The sequence below is a fragment of the Tenacibaculum retecalamus genome (genome assembly GCF_027941755.1).
In the GTDB taxonomy this organism is placed as follows: domain Bacteria; phylum Bacteroidota; class Bacteroidia; order Flavobacteriales; family Flavobacteriaceae; genus Polaribacter; species Polaribacter haliotis_B.
Genome location: NZ_CP115916.1, coordinates 1,464,249 through 1,486,530, shown reverse-complemented (window position 1 = coordinate 1,486,530; position 22,282 = coordinate 1,464,249). Strand labels below are relative to the sequence as shown.

Sequence of the window (22,282 nt, the reverse complement as noted above, 5' to 3'; positions counted from 1 at the left end):
GATCTATCAAAACAACTAGATAATGAAATTATTAGAAAATAAAACAGCTATTATAACCGGAGCTTCTAGAGGAATCGGTAGAGGAATAGCTTTAGAATTTGCAAAACAAGGTGCAAATATTGCTTTTACATACAGTTCTTCAGTTGATGCGGCAAATGCATTAGAAAAAGAATTGACAGATTTAGGTGTAAAAGCGAAAGGATATCAGTCAAACGCAGCAGATTTTGATGCAGCTCAGGAATTAGCGAAAGAAGTACATACAGAATTTGGAAGTATTGATGTATTGATAAACAATGCTGGTATTACAAAAGATAATTTGTTAATGCGTATTTCTGAAGATGATTTTGATAAAGTAATTGAAGTGAATTTAAAATCGGTTTTCAACTTAACAAAAGCTGTTATTCGCCCAATGATGAAACAACGTAAAGGATCTATTATTAATATGAGTTCTGTTGTTGGATTAAGAGGAAATGCAGGCCAGGCTAATTACGCAGCATCAAAAGCTGGTATTTTAGGATTTTCTAAATCAGTAGCATTAGAGTTAGGTTCAAGAAATATTAGAAGTAACGTAGTTGCTCCTGGATTTATTGAAACAGAAATGACCGCAAAATTAGATGAAAAAGTAGTGGAAGGATGGCGTAATGAAATTCCTTTAAAAAGAGGAGGAACTCCAGAAGATATTGCAAATGCTTGTGTGTTTTTAGCTTCTGATATGAGTGCATATATTACAGGACAAACATTATCTGTAGATGGTGGAATGTTAACTTAAGATATACATATTAAAACAAAAAAGCAGCAATTTTAAATTGCTGCTTTTTTGTTTTTATGAGCTTTATTTCTGAGGCAAGATTTATTAAAAAGCCAAAATGTTTTTTGGAAGATATATAAAAAAGCCTGAATAATTATTTTATTATTCAGGCCTAATTTATTTAAGATCAAAAATAGATTTTATAATTCAGTGGCAGGTAAAATTTTACCAGTACATTCTCCAAATCCGATACGAACATCATCATTTTGAGAATAACCACGCATAATAACAGTATCGTGGTCGTTGATAAATTTACGCTCAGAACCATCATTCATTTTTATAGGATTTTGACCTCTCCAAGTTAATTCTAACATCGAACCAAAACTATCTTTTGTAGATCCAGAAATAGTACCAGAACCCATCATGTCTCCGGCATTAATAGGACATCCGTTTACGGTATGATGCGCTAATTGTTGCGCCATAGTCCAATACATATACTTAAAGTTAGAATTACAAACAACTGTTTCTTCTTTACCTTCTGGTTGAATAGCCATTTGTAAATTAATATCTAAACTATCTTTACCTTCTTTCTTAAGATAAGGTAAAGGTTCATGTACTTGCTTTGGGTTATCAACTCTAAAAGGCTCTAAAGCATCTAAAGTAACAATCCATGGTGAAATTGTAGAAGCAAAGTTTTTACCTAAGAAAGGCTCTAAAGGAACATATTCCCAAGCTTGTATATCACGAGCAGACCAATCATTAAATAAAACTAATCCAAAAATATATTCATCTGCATCTTCAATCGGAATTCTATCTCCTAAATCATTAGCAACCGTTGTAATAAAAGCCATTTCTAATTCAAAATCTAATAATTTTGAAGGTCCAAAGTTAGGCGTTGTACTTCCTTCACTAGGGCGTTGTTGTCCAACAGGACGACGTACTGGTGTTCCTGATGGAATGATAGAAGAACTTCTACCATGGTACCCAATAGGAATGTGCAACCAGTTTGGTAACAATGCATTTTCAGGATCTCTAAATAAAGAACCAACATTGGTTGCATGTTCTTTACTTGCATAAAAATCGGTATAATCACCAACAGAAACAGGAAGCTGCATTTCAACTTCATCCATTCTAAAGATTACTTCGGCTTTATGTTCGGCATTGTCACGTAATTTACCATTAGTAACATCAAAAATATCCGCAATTCTATTACGAACTAAACGCCAAGTTTTACGTCCGTCAGCAATAAAATCATTTAAGGTATCTTGTAAAAAAATATCATCTGTTAAAGGGATACCTTCAAAGTAACCTAATTGATGTAAAGCACCTAAATCAATAGCAAAATCACCAATTCTTGTACCAATTGTTATAATATCATCTTTCGTAATGAATACTCCGAAAGGAATATTTTGTATAGGAAAATCAGAGTTTTTTTCAACATTTAACCAAGATTTTCTATTAGGATTATTTGCAGTTATTTTCATCGAAGTAGTTGTGTTTAATTTTAGAATCAAACCTACATATTTTTTTCAATTAAAACCAATATCAGCATAAGAATTTATAAATTTTATAGAAATAATTAAGAAGTTAATTTCTGTTTAAAATAAGATAAGAATTGCATAAAAATTAATTAATAAAATTAGTACTTTTGGTTACTTATTTAACAACACATAAGATGCAAAAAGATCATCAAATATTCGATTTAATTCAAGAAGAGAAAGAACGTCAGCTAAATGGTTTAGAGTTGATTGCTTCTGAAAACTTTGTGAGCGAACAAGTAATGCAAGCGCAAGGTTCTATTTTAACTAATAAATATGCTGAAGGATATCCTGGTAAACGTTATTACGGTGGATGTGAAGTGGTAGATATTGTAGAGCAAATTGCAATTGATAGAGCTAAAGAATTATTTGGCGCTGAATATGTAAATGTGCAACCACACTCTGGTTCACAAGCAAATACCGCTGTATTTGCAGCGTGTTTAAATCCTGGAGATACTATTTTAGGTTTTGATTTATCTCATGGAGGGCATTTAACTCATGGATCTCCTGTAAATTTTTCGGGTAAATTATACAATCCAGTTTTTTATGGTGTAGATAAAGCAACTGGAAAAATTGATTATAACCATTTAGAGCAGCAAGCAAAAGAACATAAACCAAAATTAATTATTGCAGGAGCTTCGGCATATTCTCGTGATATGGATTTTGAAAAATTTAGAGAGATTGCTGATAGTGTTGGTGCTATTTTAATGGCAGATATTTCGCATCCGGCAGGTTTAATTGCAAAAGGTATTTTATCTGATCCTTTACCACATTGTCATATTGTTACTACAACAACGCACAAAACGTTACGTGAATCGCGTGGTGGAATGATTATGATTGGGAAAGATTTTGAAAATCCGTTTGGATTAAAATTAAAATCAGGAAAATTAAAGAAAATGTCAACTTTGATAAACTCTGCGGTTTTCCCAGGAAATCAAGGTGAACCATTAGAACATGTTATTGCAGCAAAAGCAATTGCTTTTGGAGAGGCATTAACTGATGAGTTTTTAGAATATCAATTACAGGTAAAAGAAAACGCAACAGCTATGGCGAAAGCTTTTGTTGCTAAAGGATACGATATTATTTCTGGAGGAACAGACAATCACTGTATGCTAATTGACTTACGTAATAAAAATCTTACAGGTAAAGAAGGGGAAGATACTTTAGGGAAAGCAGATATTACAGTTAATAAAAACATGGTTCCTTTCGATACTCAAAGTCCGTTTGTAACTTCTGGTATTCGTGTAGGTACTGCTGCTGTAACTACTCGTGGTTTGGTTGAAGAAGATATGCAAACTATTGTAGATTTAATTGACGAAGCGTTAATGAATGTTGGAAACGACGATGTTTTAAAGCAAGTAGGAGAGAAGGTATACGATTTAATGCATGACAAAAGATTATTCGTAATGTAAACCACTAAGTGGTTATTAGATATAAAAAAGTCCACCCGATTTAGGTGGACTTTTTTGTGTTTAATTTTTATAAAAAAGAATGTTGCTTTTTATTCATTTTCTCGAGCTCTCTCAACAATATTTTCGGGCAATGTTTTTTTAGCTTTCGCACCCATTTTCTTCAGTTTTTCGACACTCGTTATAAGATTACCTCGACCATCTACTAACTTGTTCATAGCAGCATTGTAATCATCTTTAGAGGCATCTATTTTTTTTCCTATGCCTATTAAATCTTGTAGTAATCCATCAAATTTATCATATAAAGCACCTGCTTGTCTGGCAATTTCTAATGCGTTTCGCTGTTGTTTTTCATTATTCCACATGGTATCAATAGTACGTAAAGTAGCTAATAACGTAGTTGGCGTAACAATAACAATATTTTTTTCAAATGCTTTATTATACAATGAATTATCCTGATTTAAAGCAATGGCAAATGCTGGTTCTATCGGTACAAATAATAATACAAAATCAGGAGATTCTATCTTATAAAGATCTTCATATTTTTTTTCAGATAGTTGGGTTACATGCCTTTTTAAAGAATTAATATGTGCTGTTAAAAAACGTTCCCTCTCTAAATCATCATCTGTATTTACATATTGTTCATAAGCGGTTAGTGAAACTTTCGAATCGACAATCATTTTTTTATTATCAGGTAAATGAATCACCACATCGGGTAAAACACGTTTACCTTCATCATTTACAAAAGACTGTTGCACAAAATATTCTCTATCTTTCTCTAATCCAGACTTTTCTAAAACACGTTCTAGTACTAACTCCCCCCAATTTCCTTGAATTTTATTATCACCTTTCAAGGCTTTTGTTAAATTGATAGTTTCTTTACTCATTTGTAGGTTCATCTCTTTTAAACCTACAATTTGTTGACGTAAAGCTGAATGATAGTCGATACTTTCTTTATGTGTTTTATCAACTTTATCTTCAAAAGTTTTAATTTTTTCTTGAAGCGGATGTAAGATGTTTTTAATATTTTCTTTATTCTGTTCTGTGAATTTACTTGACTTCTCCTCTAAAATTTTATTAGCCAAGTTTTCAAACTCTTTGGTAAATTTATCTTGTAGTTTTTCTACTTCAATTTTGTTTTCGTTAAGCTTTATTTGAAGGTTTTTTAATTCCTCATTTTTTCTAGCTAACTCAATATTTAAGAATTCTTTTTCTCTGCGGATTTCTTCCGTTTCTTTTGCTTTATCAGTGAAACGACCTTGAATTTCAGTTTTTTGAATTTCTAAATTAGAAGAATTTATTTGTTGAGTTGTTATTTTTTTTTCTAAATCTGCAAACTGTTGTTTAACTTTTAATTTTGATAAAAGATAACCGATAACAAAACCAAAAATTAAGGTGCACAAGGCAACAATGCCAATTAAAAGAGAAGTATTCATTAGAATTTCGTAAGTTTATATGCTAACAAATATAACGTAAGATTGGTTAATTTTGTTTGAACTTTATATAGAAAAGCGTAATTTTGAACTTTATAATTAATAGATGATATCTAAATTTATATTTACAAAAATTTTAGGATGGAAGTTTGACGGAGAGTTTCCGAAAGAACTTAAAAAATACGTATTAATAGGAGCACCACACACTAGTTGGGAGGACTTTTATGTGGGTTTATTCTCTAGAAACATCACAAAAACCAAACTTAATTTTGTAGGAAAAAAATCATTATTCAAACCTCCTTTTGGCTTTTTTTTTAAAGCTTTAGGTGGAGCGCCGATAGACAGAACTAAAAGTACAAATGTTGTTGATGCAATTATTGATATTTTTAATTCAAAAGAAGAATTTAAATTAGCAATTTCTCCTGAAGGTACAAGGCAATATGTAGATAAATGGAAAACAGGATTTTATTACATTGCTAAAGGTGCTAATATACCAATTGTAATGCTTGGTTTCGATTTTGAAAATAAGCAAGTAAAGTTATCAAAGCCGTTTTATGTAACGGATGATATAAAAGCTGATTTTGCTCATTTTTATGAATTTTATAAAGACATTAAAGGTGCAAAACCCGAACTATTTAATAACAAAAACCTGCTTTAAAAGCAGGTTTTTATTTTTAATAATAACACTATTTATAAGTAGTTATTGGAATAAAAGGAATAAGAATATTAATTGATAGTATTTCTTATAAGTGTGATTATCTTTGCATAAAAAATATTTTATGCCAAAACAGTTTTCAGATTTAGGAATTAATACAGAATTACAACAGAGTTTAGCCGATTTACAAATTTCTGTACCAACAGATGTACAGGAAAAGGCAATTCCTGTGATACTAAATCAAAAAGAAGATGTAGTTGTATTGGCAAAAACAGGAACAGGTAAAACAGCTTCTTTTGGTTTACCTTTATTACAATTAATTGATGTAACTTCATCTAAAGTACAAGCAATTGTGCTTGCTCCTACGAGAGAATTAGGGCAACAGATATATAATAATCTTATATCATTTTCAGCTAATAGTCCAAAAATATCAATCGCAGCAGTTTGTGGAGGAATACCTATTAAACCACAAATAGAACGTTTACAGTCTGATACACATGTTGTTGTGGCAACACCAGGTCGTTTGGCCGATTTAATAAAAAGAAACGCGATAGATGTTAAACATATAACGCATTTTATTTTAGATGAAGCTGATGAAATGGTAAGTGCTTTAAAAGAAGGATTAGATAGTATTATTAAAGAAATTCCGAAATCGAGAAGAACATTATTGTTTACGGCAACAATGCCTGGAACGATAAAACAATTGGTGCAAAATTATATGTCAAAACATGTAATTAATGTTGAAGCAGACATGACAACAGTTGGTCACCAAGGTATCAATCATCAATATGTTGTAGTAGCACCAATAGAAAAATTAGAAGTATTACTTCATTTTTTAAATTCAAAAATTGGTCAGCGAGGTATTATTTTTTGTAAAACGAAAGCTGCAGTTAACAAATTGGCTAAGAATTTAGCGATAAACAAATTCTCTTCAGGAGCCATTCATGGTAGTTTAACACAAGGAATTCGTGATCGAATTATGGGGCAATTTAGAGAAGGACATATAGATATATTAGTTGCTACCGATTTAGCAGCTCGTGGTATTGATGTAAAAGAAGTTTCTTATGTAGTAAACTATCATTTACCAGATACTTATGATGTTTACGTACATAGAAGTGGTAGAACGGCTAGGGCAGGAGCAACCGGACTTTCGTTAACTATATTGCAAGAGGAAGAAGTAAAAGATATTGCAGATTTTGAAAAGGAACTAGGGATTAGTTTCAAGCCATTTAAAAAGGCAGATGCTAAAAGTATTGAAGAAAATAATGGCTTAATATGGGCTAATAAAATATTTAAAACCAAACCTAACCGTAACGTTTCAGAAGATTTTAAAGCAAAAATAAAAACAATCTTTCATCATTTAACAAAAGACGAATTAGTAGATAAAGTATTAGCTAATTATTTAGCACAATCTAATACTACGAAAGTGGAAAAAGATAAAAAAAGAAAATAATAAGTTGGTTTAAATGAGCGATAACTAATATGACATATAAGATTTATTAAAAATAAATCAATTAATATGTATTTTATCAAAAATATGGCACCATCTTTGCAAACTGAATAAGTATTATAAATTTAATTACATTACAATGAGTAAAGGAATAGTAAAGTTTTTCAATGACACTAAAGGATTTGGTTTCATCACTGAAGAAGGAGTAACAAAAGATCATTTCGTACACGTTTCAGGTTTAATCGATGAAATTCGCGAAGGAGACGAAGTAGAATTTGATTTAGAAGAAGGAAAGAAAGGATCAAATGCGGTTAACGTAAAAGTTATCTAAAAAATATACTTTAAGTTTTAAAAGTCCATCATTCTTTGATGGACTTTTTATTTTCATAGAATGTAATTAGAAGTAATACTTTTTCTTTTAAATTTAGGTTTAAAAGAATTTTTAAGTGAAAAAATCAAAAAAAATCAAAAAAAATACGTAATTTAGGATTATATTGGGGCGATTATGATAATCTCCAATGAAAGGTATTTATCAATACTCTAAATTATAACTAGTATTAAAATTATATATTAATTAATCTTATGGCAAAATCTCAGCAATCATTTAATAAGAATGAAAAAGAGAAAAAGCGTTTAAAAAAACGTGAAGATAAAAGAAAGAAAATGGAAGCTCGAAAGGCTGATATAAGGGAAAATGGATCAACTGGAATTGAATTTGCATATACAGATGCTTATGGAAATTTAAGTGCTACTCCTCCTGATCCAGATCAAGTAATAGAAGAAATCAGTTTAGAGGATATTCAAGTAAGTGTACCTAAAACTTTAGAAGGAGATAAAGAAGCATTTGATCCTGTTAGAAAAGGAACTGTTTCTTTTTTCGATTCATCTAAAGGATTTGGATTTATCATCGATTCTGCAGATCAAGAAAAATACTTTACACACGTTAGTGGTATTATTGATCAGATTTCAGAAAACGATAAAGTAAGTTTCGAACTTGAAAAAGGGATGAAAGGTATGAATGCTGTAAAAGTAACATTGGTTAAATAATTAATCTTACTTTAATGATTATTGCTTTTTTAAGAGCAACTATAAATATAAAAAGAGATTTACCAATATTGGTAAATCTCTTTTTTTGATTTTAGCATTAAATAATAGCTGTTATAAAGTATTTTTTATTCTTTAATAGATAAAATAAATTCATTAAAAATAGGTAATTTCGCGCCTAGATATAAAGAGTATAGCAGAGATTTTTATTTTAAAGCTATAACCTAGATATCGAAGGAGTATTCTGAAGCTATTTCAGAATAATTTGTATAGTAAAAGGATATTAAAACTTCTAAAATAAAAATAAATAATTTGTTTATGAGTGAAGAAAAATCGAATATAGACATTGCATCTTGTATTACGACTTTACAACAATTATTGGAAGATACAAACCAGCTTTTTGAATTACCAGAAGCCCAAAGAGTAGCATTATTTAAGGCTGCAGGTGAATTAACTAGGCCAAATCGTACTGAGTTTGAACGCCGAAGAAAAGATGCTAAAAAGGCAGCGAAGCGTAAAATGATTGCGAAAGATACACACGCAAGAAAAACTACAGGAATTCGTTCTGCTCGTGAAGCAGCATTATTTGTGGCACCTAAATTATTAGGAGCAGCTGCCATTGATGAAGATACTTTAGAGTTAGAATCTGCTAGAAACTGTTACGTTTGTAAAACCATGTTTACAAAACTCCATCATTTTTACGATACGATGTGTAAAGATTGTGGTGATTTAAATTATGCTAAACGTTTTCAAACTACTGATTTAAAAGATCAAGTAGCTGTAATTACAGGTTCGCGTTTAAAAATTGGTTATCATATCACCTTAATGTTATTGCGTTCAGGTGCAACAGTTGTAGCTACTACACGTTTTCCGGCAGATTCTGCTATCCGTTTTTCTAAAGAAGAAGATTATAAAGATTGGAGCGACCGCTTGCATATTCATGGTCTTGATTTAAGACACATACCTAGTGTAGAAATTTTTTGTAATTATATAGAGCAAAAATACGATCGATTAGATATTTTAATTAATAATGCTGCTCAAACAGTAAGGAGACCATCAGGATTTTATTTCCACTTAATGGAAAATGAAAAATTACCTGTTGATAAGCTTCCGAAGTTAGCGCAAAGATTACTAAAAGATCATGAAAGTTGTTTAGAAGAATTATCGAGTTTAAGTATAGATCCTTCTAAAACAGATAAAAATAACGTATTGCCTGTTACTTGGCACGGACCAGAACCAGGAATAGGGTTACGTAATTCAGCAGAGTTATCTCAAATTCCGTATAGTTTTGATAACTCTTTACAAACATCAGAAGTATTTCCTGAGGGACAATTAGATGCTGATTTACAACAAGTAGATTTAAGAAAAACCAATAGTTGGCGTTTACGATTAGGTGAAATAGAAACTACAGAAATGGTAGAAGTACAATTGGTAAATGCTGTTGCCCCTTTTGTTTTATGTAATCGCTTGTCTAACCTAATGATGAAAGAAAACACTGGTAAGAAGCATATTATTAACGTAACTGCTATGGAAGGAAAATTCCATCGCTTTAAAAAAGTAGATAGGCATCCACATACTAATATGGCAAAAGCTGCTTTAAATATGTTAACACATACTTCTGCTTCTACATTTGCAAAATCAGGTATTTATATGAATGCGGTAGATACAGGTTGGGTTACAGATGAAGATCCTGCTGAATTATCTAAAAAGAAAGTTGAAGTTCATGATTTTCAACCACCGTTAGATATTGTTGATGGTGCTGCAAGAGTTATGGATCCTTTAATTGACGGAATTAATACTGGTAAACATTGGTGTGGAAAATTTTTAAAAGATTATTTTCCTATTGATTGGTAATATCTACCTGAGCTAATAAAATAATACCATTTAAAAATATCCCGTAGTAATTTTAAAATTACTACGGGATATTTTTTATTAGATATAAAAGCTCATTTAAAATCTAAATTATTTTCTTTTAAAGTGGTATTTAATAAAAGGACTGATTTATTGGTTAAACTCTTCAAAACTTCCGTCAGTATATAAAAGAACAACTTTTCGTAGTTTTTTTGTGTTTCCTGAGAATTGCATATTTGAATTAATTACAGGTTCTTCTTCGGATATCGAATTTTCAGAAAATAGAGAAGGAGCTTCTTTTTCTTTTTTAATGTTTACTGTTGATTTTTTAATAGCGATTTCTTTTTTAGGAAAAGATCCTTCATTATATAACAACCAGTACAAATCTACTTCTGGGAATTTATCAACCACTTTCATAACAAAATCTAAACTAGGTTTGTTTCTGCCCGACAATAGGTGAGATATGCTAGAGCGTGGCACTTCTATAGTATCCGCAAAAGTTGACGATGTTAAATCGTAATGAGCAATTATTTCTTTTAATCGAGTAAGTAAATCCATAAATAGGTTACAATTGTAAATTACATATATGAATTGTAAAGATACACAATTGTAAATTGATATAAAAATTTAACAGAACAAGTTAATATACTCTGTTACACTTCATTAAAACTCTAGGTAAAAGGTATTAAACCATTAAAAAACAGTTACTTAAGTCTGTTTAATAGAGTTTTTCAATAGTTTCCATGGATTGGGTAGCTATTACTAAAGAATCCATTAAGCACATTTGTAAATACGTAACTTTATTTAAACACTTGTTTACATGTGTAAATAATTTAATTATTCATGTAAAAGATGGATGTGTAATAACCTATAAATAGAATTATAGCTCTTATAAATCGATAAGTATGCAGATTTTAAGAGGTTTAAAGAAGAGTTATGCTATATATACAAGTGTTATACGTCAATTAAGAGATAAACCACCGCATTTAAGATGTATATACCTAAAGTAGCGTGATAATAAGGCTTTCTCTCATAATTACAATTGTAAACATCACTAATATATATTAATATACATATAAATACAAATTGGATTATATATAATTAAATATCAATAAATAGTTGGTTTACAATTGTAAATTACTTATTGTTTATAAAAGTTAATTTAAAACAAGTCTCATTTGTATGTGATACAAACCGAATTGTTCCGTTATGAGCTTCCATAATACTTTTACTTAAAGTTAACCCAATTCCAGAACCGTCTTTTCGGGTTGTAAAATATGGAATAAAGATGTTGTCTTTAATATCATTAGAAATACCAATACCATTATCTATAACAGATAAGTTTATTCGGTTACTCTCTTGATGCAATTTAATTGTGATTTTCGGATTTTTAATAGCCACTAAAGCATACAAACAATTAGATAGTAAATTTATAAGTACTTGTTCTATTTGTTGCTTATCAGCATTAATAATTATCTGTTGAGAAACATCGAATTCTATTTTTATGTTTTTAGAAGAAAACTCTTGTTGAAAAAGTGTTAAAGTATTTTTAATAATTATAGTAAGATCTACTTCTACTTTTTGTGGCAAAGGTAATTCAGCTAACTTTCTATAAGTATCTACAAAAGATGTTAAATGATATGAACGACGTTTAATTATTTGCAATCCTTGCGATAACTCTTGTATTGTTTCTTCATCAGTTTGATCTTCTTGTAAAAGAGAATCCAAATTTTCGGCTAAACTACTAATAGGAGTAATGGTATTAATTATTTCGTGCGACATTACATTCATTAATTTATACCAAGCTTCTTTTTCTTTCTTATCAATTAATTGCTGAATCGTTTCTAAAGAAATAATTAAATATTCATATTGATTGGTTTGTGTAACCGAGGTTTTTAAGAAAAAACTTTCTTTTATATCATTTACATCAATACTAATAGTATGCTTAACTTCTTCCCATTTAGATATGAAGTTAGCTAGGTTACCTAGTTTACCTTTTAATAAATTCCAATTATAAAATTTTGGTATTTTTAAAAATTCGGTAAACGCTTTATTAATTTGAAATACTTCAATTTGTAGATTCGTATCTTTTCTTAAAATAAGAATACCTGTACTTAAACTTTCTATAATATTGGTAAGAATTAATGCTTCAGAAGTTTTTAAAAGACTTTTTTTTCGGTTTTTTTCTAATAATAAAGCAGTTTTGTTGTGTAACGGATTTTCTCTTTTTTTAGATGAAAAAGTATTCGAATAATCATCATGCAATAAACAATCTATCGATTTTTCGATATCAGCAAACAGTTTTTTTAGATAATCAAAAAATAAGAATAGTTGAAAAATAAACAAAAAAGAAAATCCAATAGCGTTAATTGAGTATCCGTTTAAATAGGCAAAAAAAACTAGAATTCCGTTTATTATCAATAGCAAAACTCTAATAAGTATCTGAATAAATTGAGGTTTTCCCATTTTATAATTGATGTTTTTCTAAGCGTCTATATAGTGCAGCTCGGGTTAAACCTAAATCTTTTGCGGCACGAGAAATATTACCTTGATGCTTTTGCAACGCTTGTTCTATTAACAACTTTTCAGTTTCTTCTAAGTTTAAACTATTAGCCAATGTAGCTTCTAGTTTTTTAGTTGAAAAATGTAAATCTTCTAATTGAATTTCAGTATTATCCGTTATAATTACTGCACGTTCTACAATATGTTCTATTTCTCTAATATTTCCAGGCCAATGATATTTTTTTAATCCACTAATAGCTTGTGTATTAAATCCGTTTATTTTCTTTCTGTATTTTTGGTTCAGTTTCTTCAAAAAGTGATTTGCTAGTAACTCAATATCACCAATACGATCTCGAAGCGGCGGTAAGTTTAATTCGATAGTATTTATTCTAAATAACAAATCTTGACGAAACAATTGCTCTGCTACCATTTTATGAACATTTGCATTTGTAGCACAAATAATGCGCACATCAATAGCTCGTTCTTTACCTTCACCTAAACGTGTTATTTTTCTGTTCTGAACAACAGTTAATAATTTAGATTGTAAATGGAGTGGAAGGTTACCTATTTCATCTAAAAAAATAGTACCGCCTTTTGCCAATTCAAATCTACCAATAGTATCTTTATGAGCATCAGTAAAAGCTCCTTTGACATAACCAAATAACTCACTTTCAAATAAGTTTTCATTTAAAGAACCTAAATCGACATGAATAAAAGGATGGTTTTTTCTTTCGGATTTTAAATGTATTTCTTTTGCAAATACGTATTTACCAGTTCCGTTTTCACCTAAAATTAAAATAGTAGCATCTGTAGGCGCTACTTTTTGCGCCAAGCCAACAGCCGATTTCATTGCTGGCGAAGTACCAATAATATGTTCAGTTTGTTGATGAAAATCTTTATCGTTTAATTTTTGTACGGTTTCTAATTGTGTTGTTTTTCGTTTAGAACGCGATAATTCTATTCCTGAATTTACAATTCCGTATAACCTCTCAGTATTCCAAGGTTTTAATATAAAATCAGTAGCTCCTTTTTTAATAGCATCAACAGCTAAATTTACACTACCAAAAGCTGTCATTAAAAGCACGGTAGTTTCCGGACTAACTTCTTTAATATGCTTTAACCAATACAAACCTTCTTTACCATCTTCATAACCAATACGGTAATTCATATCTAACAAAACAACATCTATATGGGTTGAAGAAGTTAAATGATTACTTATTTTCTTCGGATTATTAGCCGTGATAATTTCGGTGAAATATTTCTTTAAACTTATTCTGGCAGAAAATAAGATATCATCATCATCATCTACTATCAATATGGTTGCTTCTTTTTTTCTCATATTACATAGTTAGTCAATTGTTTGAATATGAACAAAAAAATGTTCGATTTTGAACACCTATAAAATCAAGTAAAAACATAAACACCTAGCAATGAGTATTTTATTTGCATGTTCTCTAATGGCATATTTATGGAATTAACTATGCCAAACGAAGACAAATTATAATGGATAAGCAGATACAAACTAAAAACAAAACAACTAAGAAGATGCTATTATGGGGAATTCCAATCGTCTTATTAATGAGTGTTATTTTAATGAATTTAACACGTAAAAAACAAGTTAACATTAAAAAAGATAGTTTAAGTATTAGAGAAGTTACTAAAGGAGACTTTGAAGATGTTATTTTATTTAATAGCACGGTTGAACCAAAAACCTCTGTTTTGGTAAATGTTATTCAGGGTGGTTCTGTTTCTGAAATTTTTGTAGAAAGCGGACAAATGATTAAAAAAGGAACGCCTTTATTAAAAGTCTACAATCCGAACGCTGAATTAAATTATTTAACGCAAGAGACAGCAATGATCGAGCAGATTAATAATTTAAGAAATCTACGAGTAAGTATTAAAAATCAGCAATTAAGTTTAGATCAACAATTATTAAGTATTAATAATGATTTTAGAAATGCAAAACGTCAATACGATTTAGATAAGAAATTATTTGAGAAAGGAGTTGTAGCTAAAAATGATTATGAAAAAACTGCTCAAGAACACTCATATCAAAAAGAAAGAAATGGCGTAATTAAAAAAAGTGTTTCAGAAGAAAAAAGAAGTAGAGATTTACAATTAATAAGTATAAATTCATCGTTAAATAATATGGAGAAAAGCTTAGAGTTATTACGTAAAAACAAAGAAAATTTTACAGTAAAAGCGCCAGTAGATGGTTTGTTATCTTCTTTTAATCCAATATTAGGAGAAAACTACAATCAAGGACAACCAATCGGGAAAATGGATGTTTTAGATGGTTATAAATTAGTAGCAAATGTTGATGAATATTATATTTCTAAACTTAAAAAAGGAATTAAAGGAATTGTTTCTGTAAATGCTAAAAATTATAAAATAGCCTTATCAAAAATTTATCCTGAAGTAAAAAGTGGACAATTTAAAGTCGAATTATTGTTTGAGAAGGATACTTTATCAAACAACATAAAAAGAGGTATGTCTTTAAATAGTAAAGTGTTTTTATCTGGTAAAACAAAAGCTTTATTAATACCTAAAGGATTGTTTTATCAAAGTACAAATGGTAAATGGGTTTTTGTTTTAGATTCGGATAATAAAGCAGTAAAAAGAAACATTAAAATTGGTAGAGAAAATCCTTTTTATTACGAAATTATTGAAGGTTTAAAGGAAGGAGATAAAGTAATTACCTCTAGCTATGATGATTTTGAAAAGATGGAAGAGGTAAATATAAATTAGAGTTTAAAAGTTGTAAAGTAATAAAGTTAATGTCAGTTCGAGCGGAGTCGAGAACTGTTAAATAAAAAATTAAAAACATATTAAAATGATAAAAATAACAGATTTAGTAAAGGTTTATAGAACAGAAGAAGTAGAAACAACAGCTTTAAATAAGTTGAGTTTAGAAGTTAAAAAAGGAGAGTTTGTTTCAATTATGGGAGCATCAGGTTGTGGTAAATCAACTTTATTAAACATTATTGGTTTGTTAGATGCGCCAAACGAAGGGAGCTATTTATTTGATGAAACAGAAGTGGCAAAGTTTAATGAAAAAGAAAGATCAAGCCTTCGTAAAGCAAATATTGGTTTTGTTTTTCAGAATTTTAATTTAATTGATGAGTTAACTGTATACGAAAATGTAGAACTTCCTTTAATTTATAATAAAGTAAAAGCATCCGAAAGAAAAGTTAGAGTTACAGAAATTTTAGAACGAATTGGTATTGCGCATAGAGCAAAACATTTTCCTTTACAATTGTCTGGTGGTCAGCAACAAAGAGTAGCTGTAGCTAGAGCTTTAGTAACGAATCCTAAATTAATTTTAGCCGATGAACCAACAGGTAATTTAGATAGTAAAAGTGGTAATGATGTAATGGAATTATTAACAGAGTTGCATGCTTCTGGAGCTACAATTGTTATGGTTACACACTCATCTTACGATGCTAAATTTTCTTCAAGAATTATTACTTTAAAAGACGGGGAAGTAATTTCTGAGAAAAAGAATGAGCATAAAGTTGATGTTTTAGTTCAATAATTAATAAAAGAAAGAAATTATGATTCAAACATGGTTTAAAATATTTTTTAGGAATAGTAAAAAGAATTGGCTAAACATTTTAGTTAATATCCTTGGCTTAACTTTAGGTTTTGCTGGTTTATTAATTGTTTTGTTATTTTTAAAAGAAGAGGAAAGTTACAATGTAAACAATTCAAATGTAAATGAGATTTATAGAGTGCTTCATAAGATGTCAGATGGTGCTATATGGAATTCAAGTACTTCAATTGAAGGTCCCAAATATAAAGAAGAGGTCCCAGAAATAGTAGATTATTACCAATCTAATCAAAATTACCGTAGTACAGTAATAAAAATAAATGAAAAACAAGTTTTTACAACGGGTATATTATCAGGAGAACCTAATTTTTTTGATTTCTTTTCATTTAAAATAATAGAAGGAACTACTCATAAATTTAAAGAAGCAAGAAATCATTTAGCTTTATCTGAAGAAAAAGCTAAAGTTCTTTTTGGAGATACATCTGCTATTGGTAAAACGTTAGAAATTTATAATAGAGCATTTATAGTAACAACAGTATATAAAATAATAGGGAACCATTATTATATGCCAAATGTTGTTATACAAAATAAAAAACAGCCTAAAGGGAATTGGGGAGATTTTAATGACAATATATTTGTTAAGACTATAAAAGGTATTGATATTGAAAGTGTTACTAAAAAAGTAAATGATGTTTTGTATAAAGATAGAACATTACCAAGGGCAAAAAGAAGTAGTATGACTATTGAAGAGTATGAAGAAAAATACGGAATAGAAATTATTTTAGATCCCTTAAAAGATATTAGATTACAATCTAAAGCAAGTAGTTCTGATCCAGAAGGAAAAGGGAATTATCAATTGATTTTAATTATGCTTTCTTTATCAATACTATTAATTATAATTTCTTGTGTAAATTTTATCAACCTCTCAATTGCATCAGCAACACAAAGAGCTAAAGAAGTAGGTGTAAAGAAAACTTTAGGCTTGTCTAAGTTAACATTAACAAGGCAGTATACTTTAGAAATTGTTTTGCAAGGTATTATTGCTTTTGTATTTTCATTGTTATTAGTAGAAATTACTCTTCCTTCTTTTAATAATTTTATGGATAAAGATATTTCTATATTTAATCTAGAAGTTTTAACAAAAATTGGCTTATTAGCTATTATTGTATCTATAATTATTGGAAACATTCCAGCAATTTATCTTTCTAATTTTAAAGCGGTAGAAGTTTTAAAAGGAAATGTTTCAAAAAGTAAAAAAGGTGTACTATCTAGAAACATAATGTTAGGAATGCAATTTTTAATATCAGGGTTTTTTCTTACTGGATCAATCATTATAAATGAACAGGTAGGTTATATGATGGAAAAAGAATTAGGGTTTAAAGCTGATCAAATTGTAGTAATAAGGATGCATAGTAGAAATGATCGTTATAAAAAATATCAACTAACAAAGAAAGAACTTATAAAGCACCCAAATATTAATGCAGTGACTAGTAATTCATTTGCTATCGGTGGAGAGGGAATTCAGAACTCTACCAATTTAGGTTATAAAGGCAATGACATACAATCAAATAGTAATGCTATAGATTTTAATTATTTAGATCTAATGAATGTTCAAATTTTAAAAGGAAGAAACTTAAAAGAAAATAGAGCTTCAGACACAATTAATAGCATATTGATTAATGAAACGTTAGCAAAATCTTTTAATATTTACGAGGATCCTATTGGTAAAAAATTAAAATTAGGATGGCTAGATGGCACTGATAATGTAGAAGTTATAGGGATGGTAAAAGATTATCATACATTAGGTTTAGACAGTAAAATTCCGCCAACATTTTTTTTACATTGGAATACTGTTAATTGGGTAAAAAACAATTTTGAAACCATTCAAATAAAAATTAAACCTAATAATATAGAAGAAACCTTAAGTTATATAGAAGTATATTGGCAAGAGAATGTAGAACAAGGTTACCCTTTTAAATCGACTTTTATAAATGATGCTTTTGCTAAAACTTATAAAGAATATAAAAATCAGCAAATACTGTTCTTTATATTAACTTTAGTTGTGATTTTAGTATCTTTATTAGGCTTATTTGCTTTAGCAACACTAACCATTCAGCAGCGTTTAAAAGAAGTTGCTATAAGAAAAACATTAGGTGCTTCTATTAAAGAAATTATGGTTGAACTGATAAAAAGTTTTTTAAAGATTACTTTAATAGCTTCAGTCATTTTAATTCCGATAGCTTATTATATAATAGAAGGTTGGTTAGAAAATTTTGTATACAGAATTGATATGCCAATATATCCATTCATTATAACACCAATAATACTAACTATTTTAGTTTTTGTGGTCGTTGGTTTAAAAGCGTATAACGCAACAAAAATAGATTTAATTAAATATTTAAAATTCGAATAGTAATATTGATTATTTAATGCATAAAAAAGGGCAAATTAAATTGCCCTTTTTATCCCCTAATTTTTTAATATGTTTTCCCCTTATAAACATATTATACTTGTGTGTTATACAAATGTAAAAACTTTATAGTGCTTATAAATGTAAATAATCGTATATGTTTATTTTTTTAACATATTAATTATGATTATAATGATTTAAAGGTTGAAATTATGTGATAAAATCATGTTGTAAAAATATAATAACTAATTTTATTTAAGCTCTTGTAAAAAGAGAAATCCTTATTCTTTTTTTAACTAGAAAAGAGGAAATTTTAGAATGCAAAAAAAGTGCGAAAAAACTAATTTCCGCACTTTTTACCACTAACTATTCTTTGTTTAATACCTTTTATTTAAAAGATGTTAAATTCTAAACGTTATCCAAATATAATCATCTATTAAAAATAGTAACTGTAAATAATCGTAATTATAAATCTTTGGAATATGCTTTTATCAAAGGATATTCTTTTTTAAAATATTCTTTAGGAGTTTTTAACATAAACAACTTAAAGTCTTTTATAAAGTGAGAATGATCGTGATAATTATACATATAAATAAGATCATTTAAATCTATTTCATTATTTTCATATTTTCGCATTAGTCTTGTAAAACGAATCAATCTAATATATTTACCAGGTGTTAAACCAATAATTTTTTTAAACTTTGTTTCTATAGATTTTTGAGAAAAAGGAATGATTTTTAGAAGATCTGCCATCTGAATCATTCCGTCATTTTCAGAAATATATGCAATAGCTTTATCAATAAACACAACATCTTTATCAACAATTAATTCTAAATTATCAATAAACTCTATTATCTCTTTTATAAAATCATAGACATTTTTTTCATGCTTTAAAAAAATAGGGTTTAATTTTTTAAATGATTCATCATTGACTTTCTCTAAAGAAACATGATTATTTGTGAACATTGAAACGTTTTTTCCTAAAATTTTATATAAGGCAGTAGGATGTAAATTTATTCCTAAATTAAAACTCTCATTATTTAAAAAGTATTCATAGTTACATGAAAACTGACCAACGATAGTTAAACCTTTAAAAGGGATTGTCTTTTTTTTATGAACGATTATTTGTTCCCCTCCAAAAAAAATATGCTAAAGCTGGTAAAGTTGTAGGTATAATCGTTGCTGCAAATGGTAAGTCATCTTGCGTAAGAGCTATGCTAAAAAAATTATTTATAAGCCCTCTACTATCTTTTTTATCATAAAAATTAAATTCCATTTGTTTTTCTAAGTTTATGAGCAATTTTAATTATTTGTTGTTCTTTTTCTGAAAATAAATTTTGTTAACATTTAAAAAAGAACCCCTTTTCCTTTTTCAATAAACTTTTTACAAAAATTATGCTATTACAGTAACTAAATCTTTCATAGGTTTTCTAACCTTTACCAAGTTAACTAACCAATCTTCAGCTTCTTTTCTATATCCTAACGGTAATAAAACAGCACTACGTAACCCTTTTTCGCGTAATCCTAAAATTTTATCCACAGCGTCTGGTTCAAAACCCTCTAAAGGTGTTGCATCTACACCTTCATAAGCAGCAGCTATAATGGCATGAGAAAAAGCAATATATGCTTGTTTAGCTGCGTGAATAAAATTTTCCTCAGCATTTTTTTGAGGGTACATGCTTAATAACATTTGACGGTAGTTCTCCCAACCTTCGTTTTTAAAACCACGAATTTCATTCGTTAAATCGAACATATAGTTAATTCTTTCTACAGTATACGTGTCCCAGGCAGCAAAAACGAGTAAATGTGAGCAATCGGTAATTACAGATTGATTCCATGCAATTGGTTTTATCTGTTCTTTTATTTCTTGATTTTTAACTACAAATATTTCAAAAGGTTGTAATCCGCTTGATGTTGCAGCCAATCGTGCAGCTTCTAAAATACGTGTTATTTTATCCTCAGCTACTTTTTCGCCATTCATCGCTTTAGCAGCGTATCTCCAGTTTAACTTATCTAATAATTCCATAATTAATAATTTATATTGATGCTATTTTTTTTATTTCGTTTGAAGTAATAATGACTTCAGTATTGTTTGTTTTATTTGCTAAGTTTAGCATTGCTTGTGCAATAATTTCAGGATTTATGATTTTGTACTGTTTTAATTTTCCGATAAATAATGGTTGAACAACTTTAAATACTAGCAACCCTATTTTTTCTAAAATTCTACGTTCTTTACGATTACCACCAATTAATGAAGGTCTTAAAATAAACGTGTTTTTTATGTTTAGAGATAAGACAGCGTATTCCATTTCTCCTTTTGTTTTATTATAAAATACATTACTTTTTTTATTTGCTCCCATTGCAGAAACCACTAAAAAAGTAGCTATATTATTTTCTTTTGATAACTTAGCTGCTGTTACCGGAATACCGTAATCTATTTGTTTATAAGTGTTTTTGTCTGGCGTTTTTTTTGCTGTTGTGCCAATACAACAAAACACTTCATCCGCAGTAAAATCATTTTTAAAATCAGCTAACTTTAAAATGTCTCCTATAAACTGAGTTACTTTATTAGGTAACCCTTCAATTTTAGCTCGTGAGAATAATTTGATATTATTGTAGTTATCATCTTCAATTAATTTATGCAGTACAAGTGACCCTGTTAATCCTGTTGCTCCTAATATAATGGCTGTTTTTTTCATATTAATTACAAACTTTTATACTATTCCAAGCCGATTGATAAGCTTCTTCTAGATGAGTTTTATTTAATATAAATGCACCACGTTTTTGAGAAATCATTAAAAAAGACAACGGATTTATAGCGTAAGCATATAATAAATAATCAGACATCGATTTAATAATTCCTTCTTGTTTACCACGAGCTAAAGGTCGAGTAGGGGTTGTAGGTGTTTTATACCTTCTTGTCTACTTTGTTCATCAATCATTGGTGTATTATCACATTGCGCTAAAAACATGGCGTTTTCACATTCTTTTAATTTAAAGTCTGCAATACGATACCATATTAATTTAAACCCTTCTTTTACAGTCATTTTTTTATCAAAAGTTGCAAAAGCATAATCAGTATATTTTGCTTTAACCTCTAAAAACGTTTGGTTTACTAAATCTTGTTTGTTTTCAAAATATAAATAAATGGTCGCAGGTGAAACATTCGCCATTTTCGCAATTTTACTCATTGGTGTAGCATGAAAACCATTATTATTAACCAACTCGATGGTTGCTTTTACAAGTGCATTTCTTTTATTAATACTTTTTTGAAGTTTAGCCATTATTTGCTTCTTTTCTTAGTTTATAAGCCAAAGCAATTAAAACAAACTGCATTGGTAATCGTATTAGAGCTGCTTTATGGCTGCCAATTGCGGGAACATCAGAAAAGACATCCCATATATGTATTGGTAGAAAAATTAACATTAAAATTAAGATTCCACTTGCAGCTATATATTTGTATTTAGGAATTAGTAACATTATTGCCAAGGCGATCTCAATAATTCCTGAAGCATAAACAATAAAAGTTTTATATACCAAGAAGTTGGGTACGAATGGACTAAAAAAATCAGGTTTAATAAAATGTTGAACTCCAGCATTTAGTATAAATAGTGCTAATAGTATCCGTAAAATATTCCAGAATAGTTTCATAAAGTTCTTTTAGAGTACAAAGATACGATAAAAAATGAATG

At 28.9% G+C, this 22,282-nt stretch carries 20 protein-coding genes and 1 pseudogene; 10 read left to right on the top strand and 11 right to left on the bottom strand.

Going from position 1 to position 22,282, the window contains the following annotated elements; translation table 11 throughout:
• The first annotated feature begins 22 nt into the window (after positions 1-22).
• On the top strand, positions 23-769 hold the full coding sequence (gene fabG / locus PG912_RS07070; RefSeq protein WP_275686966.1) for a 3-oxoacyl-[acyl-carrier-protein] reductase: 747 nt from the start codon (positions 23-25) through the stop codon (positions 767-769).
• Between the two features lie 179 nt (positions 770-948).
• Here fabG and fahA read toward each other — a convergent pair whose 3' ends face one another.
• Positions 949-2,232: a fumarylacetoacetase gene (gene fahA, locus PG912_RS07065; RefSeq protein WP_275686965.1), complete on the bottom strand. Its 1,284-nt coding sequence runs from the start codon at positions 2,230-2,232 to the stop codon at positions 949-951.
• Positions 2,233-2,423: 191 nt separating this feature from the next.
• On the opposite strand from fahA, the gene glyA reads away from it, so the two are divergent.
• On the top strand, positions 2,424-3,698 hold the full coding sequence (gene glyA, locus PG912_RS07060; protein ID WP_275686964.1) for a serine hydroxymethyltransferase: 1,275 nt from the start codon (positions 2,424-2,426) through the stop codon (positions 3,696-3,698).
• A gap of 89 nt (positions 3,699-3,787) precedes the next feature.
• On the opposite strand, the gene rmuC is transcribed toward glyA, so the two are convergent.
• A complete protein-coding gene (rmuC, locus tag PG912_RS07055) occupies positions 3,788-5,131 on the bottom strand; it encodes a DNA recombination protein RmuC (protein ID WP_275686963.1) in 1,344 nt (447 codons plus the stop codon).
• A gap of 103 nt (positions 5,132-5,234) precedes the next feature.
• Between rmuC and PG912_RS07050 the strand changes: the two genes are divergently transcribed.
• The 5 genes from PG912_RS07050 (at position 5,235) to PG912_RS07030 (ending at position 10,131) form a co-directional block, all read left to right on the top strand.
• Positions 5,235-5,786 (top strand): 1-acyl-sn-glycerol-3-phosphate acyltransferase, encoded by a 552-nt coding sequence (locus PG912_RS07050; RefSeq protein ID WP_275686962.1) that lies wholly within the window; start codon positions 5,235-5,237, stop codon positions 5,784-5,786.
• Positions 5,787-5,907: 121 nt separating this feature from the next.
• Positions 5,908-7,236, top strand: a complete 1,329-nt coding sequence (locus PG912_RS07045) for a DEAD/DEAH box helicase (protein ID WP_275686961.1) — start codon at positions 5,908-5,910, stop codon at positions 7,234-7,236.
• A 136-nt stretch (positions 7,237-7,372) separates the two neighbouring features.
• Entirely contained in the window at positions 7,373-7,564 is a 192-nt protein-coding gene (locus PG912_RS07040) for a cold-shock protein (RefSeq protein ID WP_275686960.1), read from the top strand.
• A gap of 251 nt (positions 7,565-7,815) precedes the next feature.
• The gene (locus PG912_RS07035; RefSeq protein ID WP_275686959.1) at positions 7,816-8,280 is read left to right on the top strand and encodes a cold-shock protein; all 465 of its coding nucleotides are present in this window, start codon (positions 7,816-7,818) and stop codon (positions 8,278-8,280) included.
• A 315-nt stretch (positions 8,281-8,595) separates the two neighbouring features.
• Entirely contained in the window at positions 8,596-10,131 is a 1,536-nt protein-coding gene (locus PG912_RS07030; protein WP_275686958.1) for an SDR family NAD(P)-dependent oxidoreductase, read from the top strand.
• Positions 10,132-10,278: 147 nt separating this feature from the next.
• On the opposite strand, the gene PG912_RS07025 is transcribed toward PG912_RS07030, so the two are convergent.
• From PG912_RS07025 to PG912_RS07015, 3 genes are all read right to left on the bottom strand, one after another.
• Positions 10,279-10,686: a helix-turn-helix transcriptional regulator gene (locus PG912_RS07025; protein ID WP_275686957.1), complete on the bottom strand. Its 408-nt coding sequence runs from the start codon at positions 10,684-10,686 to the stop codon at positions 10,279-10,281.
• A gap of 579 nt (positions 10,687-11,265) precedes the next feature.
• Positions 11,266-12,594 carry a sensor histidine kinase gene (locus PG912_RS07020; RefSeq protein ID WP_275686956.1) on the bottom strand — a complete coding sequence of 443 codons (1,329 nt, stop codon included), beginning with the start codon at positions 12,592-12,594 and terminating at the stop codon, positions 11,266-11,268.
• A 1-nt stretch (position 12,595) separates the two neighbouring features.
• Positions 12,596-13,969, bottom strand: a complete 1,374-nt coding sequence (locus PG912_RS07015; RefSeq protein WP_275686955.1) for a sigma-54-dependent transcriptional regulator — start codon at positions 13,967-13,969, stop codon at positions 12,596-12,598.
• A 164-nt stretch (positions 13,970-14,133) separates the two neighbouring features.
• Between PG912_RS07015 and PG912_RS07010 the strand changes: the two genes are divergently transcribed.
• From PG912_RS07010 to PG912_RS07000, 3 genes are all read left to right on the top strand, one after another.
• Entirely contained in the window at positions 14,134-15,378 is a 1,245-nt protein-coding gene (locus tag PG912_RS07010) for an efflux RND transporter periplasmic adaptor subunit (RefSeq protein WP_275686954.1), read from the top strand.
• Between the two features lie 85 nt (positions 15,379-15,463).
• Entirely contained in the window at positions 15,464-16,165 is a 702-nt protein-coding gene (locus PG912_RS07005; protein WP_275686953.1) for an ABC transporter ATP-binding protein, read from the top strand.
• Positions 16,166-16,184: 19 nt separating this feature from the next.
• Entirely contained in the window at positions 16,185-18,593 is a 2,409-nt protein-coding gene (locus PG912_RS07000) for an ABC transporter permease (RefSeq protein ID WP_275686952.1), read from the top strand.
• A 462-nt stretch (positions 18,594-19,055) separates the two neighbouring features.
• On the opposite strand, the gene PG912_RS06995 is transcribed toward PG912_RS07000, so the two are convergent.
• From PG912_RS06995 to PG912_RS06970, 6 genes and pseudogenes are all read right to left on the bottom strand, one after another.
• On the bottom strand, positions 19,056-19,556 hold the full coding sequence (locus tag PG912_RS06995) for a helix-turn-helix domain-containing protein (RefSeq protein ID WP_275686951.1): 501 nt from the start codon (positions 19,554-19,556) through the stop codon (positions 19,056-19,058).
• 145 nt (positions 19,557-19,701) lie between these two features.
• Complete coding sequence (locus PG912_RS06990) at positions 19,702-19,866, bottom strand: hypothetical protein (protein WP_275686950.1); 165 nt, start codon at positions 19,864-19,866, stop codon at positions 19,702-19,704.
• A 117-nt stretch (positions 19,867-19,983) separates the two neighbouring features.
• Positions 19,984-20,616: a nitroreductase family protein gene (locus PG912_RS06985; protein WP_275686949.1), complete on the bottom strand. Its 633-nt coding sequence runs from the start codon at positions 20,614-20,616 to the stop codon at positions 19,984-19,986.
• A gap of 10 nt (positions 20,617-20,626) precedes the next feature.
• On the bottom strand, positions 20,627-21,289 hold the full coding sequence (locus PG912_RS06980) for an NAD(P)H-binding protein (RefSeq protein WP_275686948.1): 663 nt from the start codon (positions 21,287-21,289) through the stop codon (positions 20,627-20,629).
• 1 nt (position 21,290) lies between these two features.
• Positions 21,291-21,874, bottom strand: a pseudogene (locus tag PG912_RS06975) (TetR/AcrR family transcriptional regulator).
• Entirely contained in the window at positions 21,867-22,241 is a 375-nt protein-coding gene (locus tag PG912_RS06970; RefSeq protein ID WP_275686947.1) for a DoxX family protein, read from the bottom strand. Before PG912_RS06970 ends, PG912_RS06975 begins: the two are co-directional and overlap by 8 nt.
• Positions 22,242-22,282 lie beyond the last annotated feature (41 nt).

Coding starts and splice junctions, on each gene's coding strand:
- PG912_RS06980 (WP_275686948.1), bottom strand. CDS start 21,289: ATGAAAAAAACAGCCATTATATTAGGAGCAACAGGATTAACAGGGTCA.
- PG912_RS07045 (WP_275686961.1), top strand. CDS start 5,908: ATGCCAAAACAGTTTTCAGATTTAGGAATTAATACAGAATTACAACAG.
- rmuC (WP_275686963.1), bottom strand. CDS start 5,131: ATGAATACTTCTCTTTTAATTGGCATTGTTGCCTTGTGCACCTTAATT.
- PG912_RS06985 (WP_275686949.1), bottom strand. CDS start 20,616: ATGGAATTATTAGATAAGTTAAACTGGAGATACGCTGCTAAAGCGATG.
- PG912_RS07040 (WP_275686960.1), top strand. CDS start 7,373: ATGAGTAAAGGAATAGTAAAGTTTTTCAATGACACTAAAGGATTTGGT.
- fahA (WP_275686965.1), bottom strand. CDS start 2,232: ATGAAAATAACTGCAAATAATCCTAATAGAAAATCTTGGTTAAATGTT.
- PG912_RS06990 (WP_275686950.1), bottom strand. CDS start 19,866: ATGGAATTTAATTTTTATGATAAAAAAGATAGTAGAGGGCTTATAAAT.
- PG912_RS06970 (WP_275686947.1), bottom strand. CDS start 22,241: ATGAAACTATTCTGGAATATTTTACGGATACTATTAGCACTATTTATA.
- fabG (WP_275686966.1), top strand. CDS start 23: ATGAAATTATTAGAAAATAAAACAGCTATTATAACCGGAGCTTCTAGA.
- PG912_RS07020 (WP_275686956.1), bottom strand. CDS start 12,594: ATGGGAAAACCTCAATTTATTCAGATACTTATTAGAGTTTTGCTATTG.
- PG912_RS07030 (WP_275686958.1), top strand. CDS start 8,596: ATGAGTGAAGAAAAATCGAATATAGACATTGCATCTTGTATTACGACT.
- PG912_RS07005 (WP_275686953.1), top strand. CDS start 15,464: ATGATAAAAATAACAGATTTAGTAAAGGTTTATAGAACAGAAGAAGTA.
- PG912_RS07035 (WP_275686959.1), top strand. CDS start 7,816: ATGGCAAAATCTCAGCAATCATTTAATAAGAATGAAAAAGAGAAAAAG.
- PG912_RS07050 (WP_275686962.1), top strand. CDS start 5,235: ATGATATCTAAATTTATATTTACAAAAATTTTAGGATGGAAGTTTGAC.
- PG912_RS07010 (WP_275686954.1), top strand. CDS start 14,134: ATGGATAAGCAGATACAAACTAAAAACAAAACAACTAAGAAGATGCTA.
- PG912_RS07015 (WP_275686955.1), bottom strand. CDS start 13,969: ATGAGAAAAAAAGAAGCAACCATATTGATAGTAGATGATGATGATGAT.
- glyA (WP_275686964.1), top strand. CDS start 2,424: ATGCAAAAAGATCATCAAATATTCGATTTAATTCAAGAAGAGAAAGAA.
- PG912_RS07000 (WP_275686952.1), top strand. CDS start 16,185: ATGATTCAAACATGGTTTAAAATATTTTTTAGGAATAGTAAAAAGAAT.
- PG912_RS07025 (WP_275686957.1), bottom strand. CDS start 10,686: ATGGATTTACTTACTCGATTAAAAGAAATAATTGCTCATTACGATTTA.
- PG912_RS06995 (WP_275686951.1), bottom strand. CDS start 19,556: ATGTTCACAAATAATCATGTTTCTTTAGAGAAAGTCAATGATGAATCA.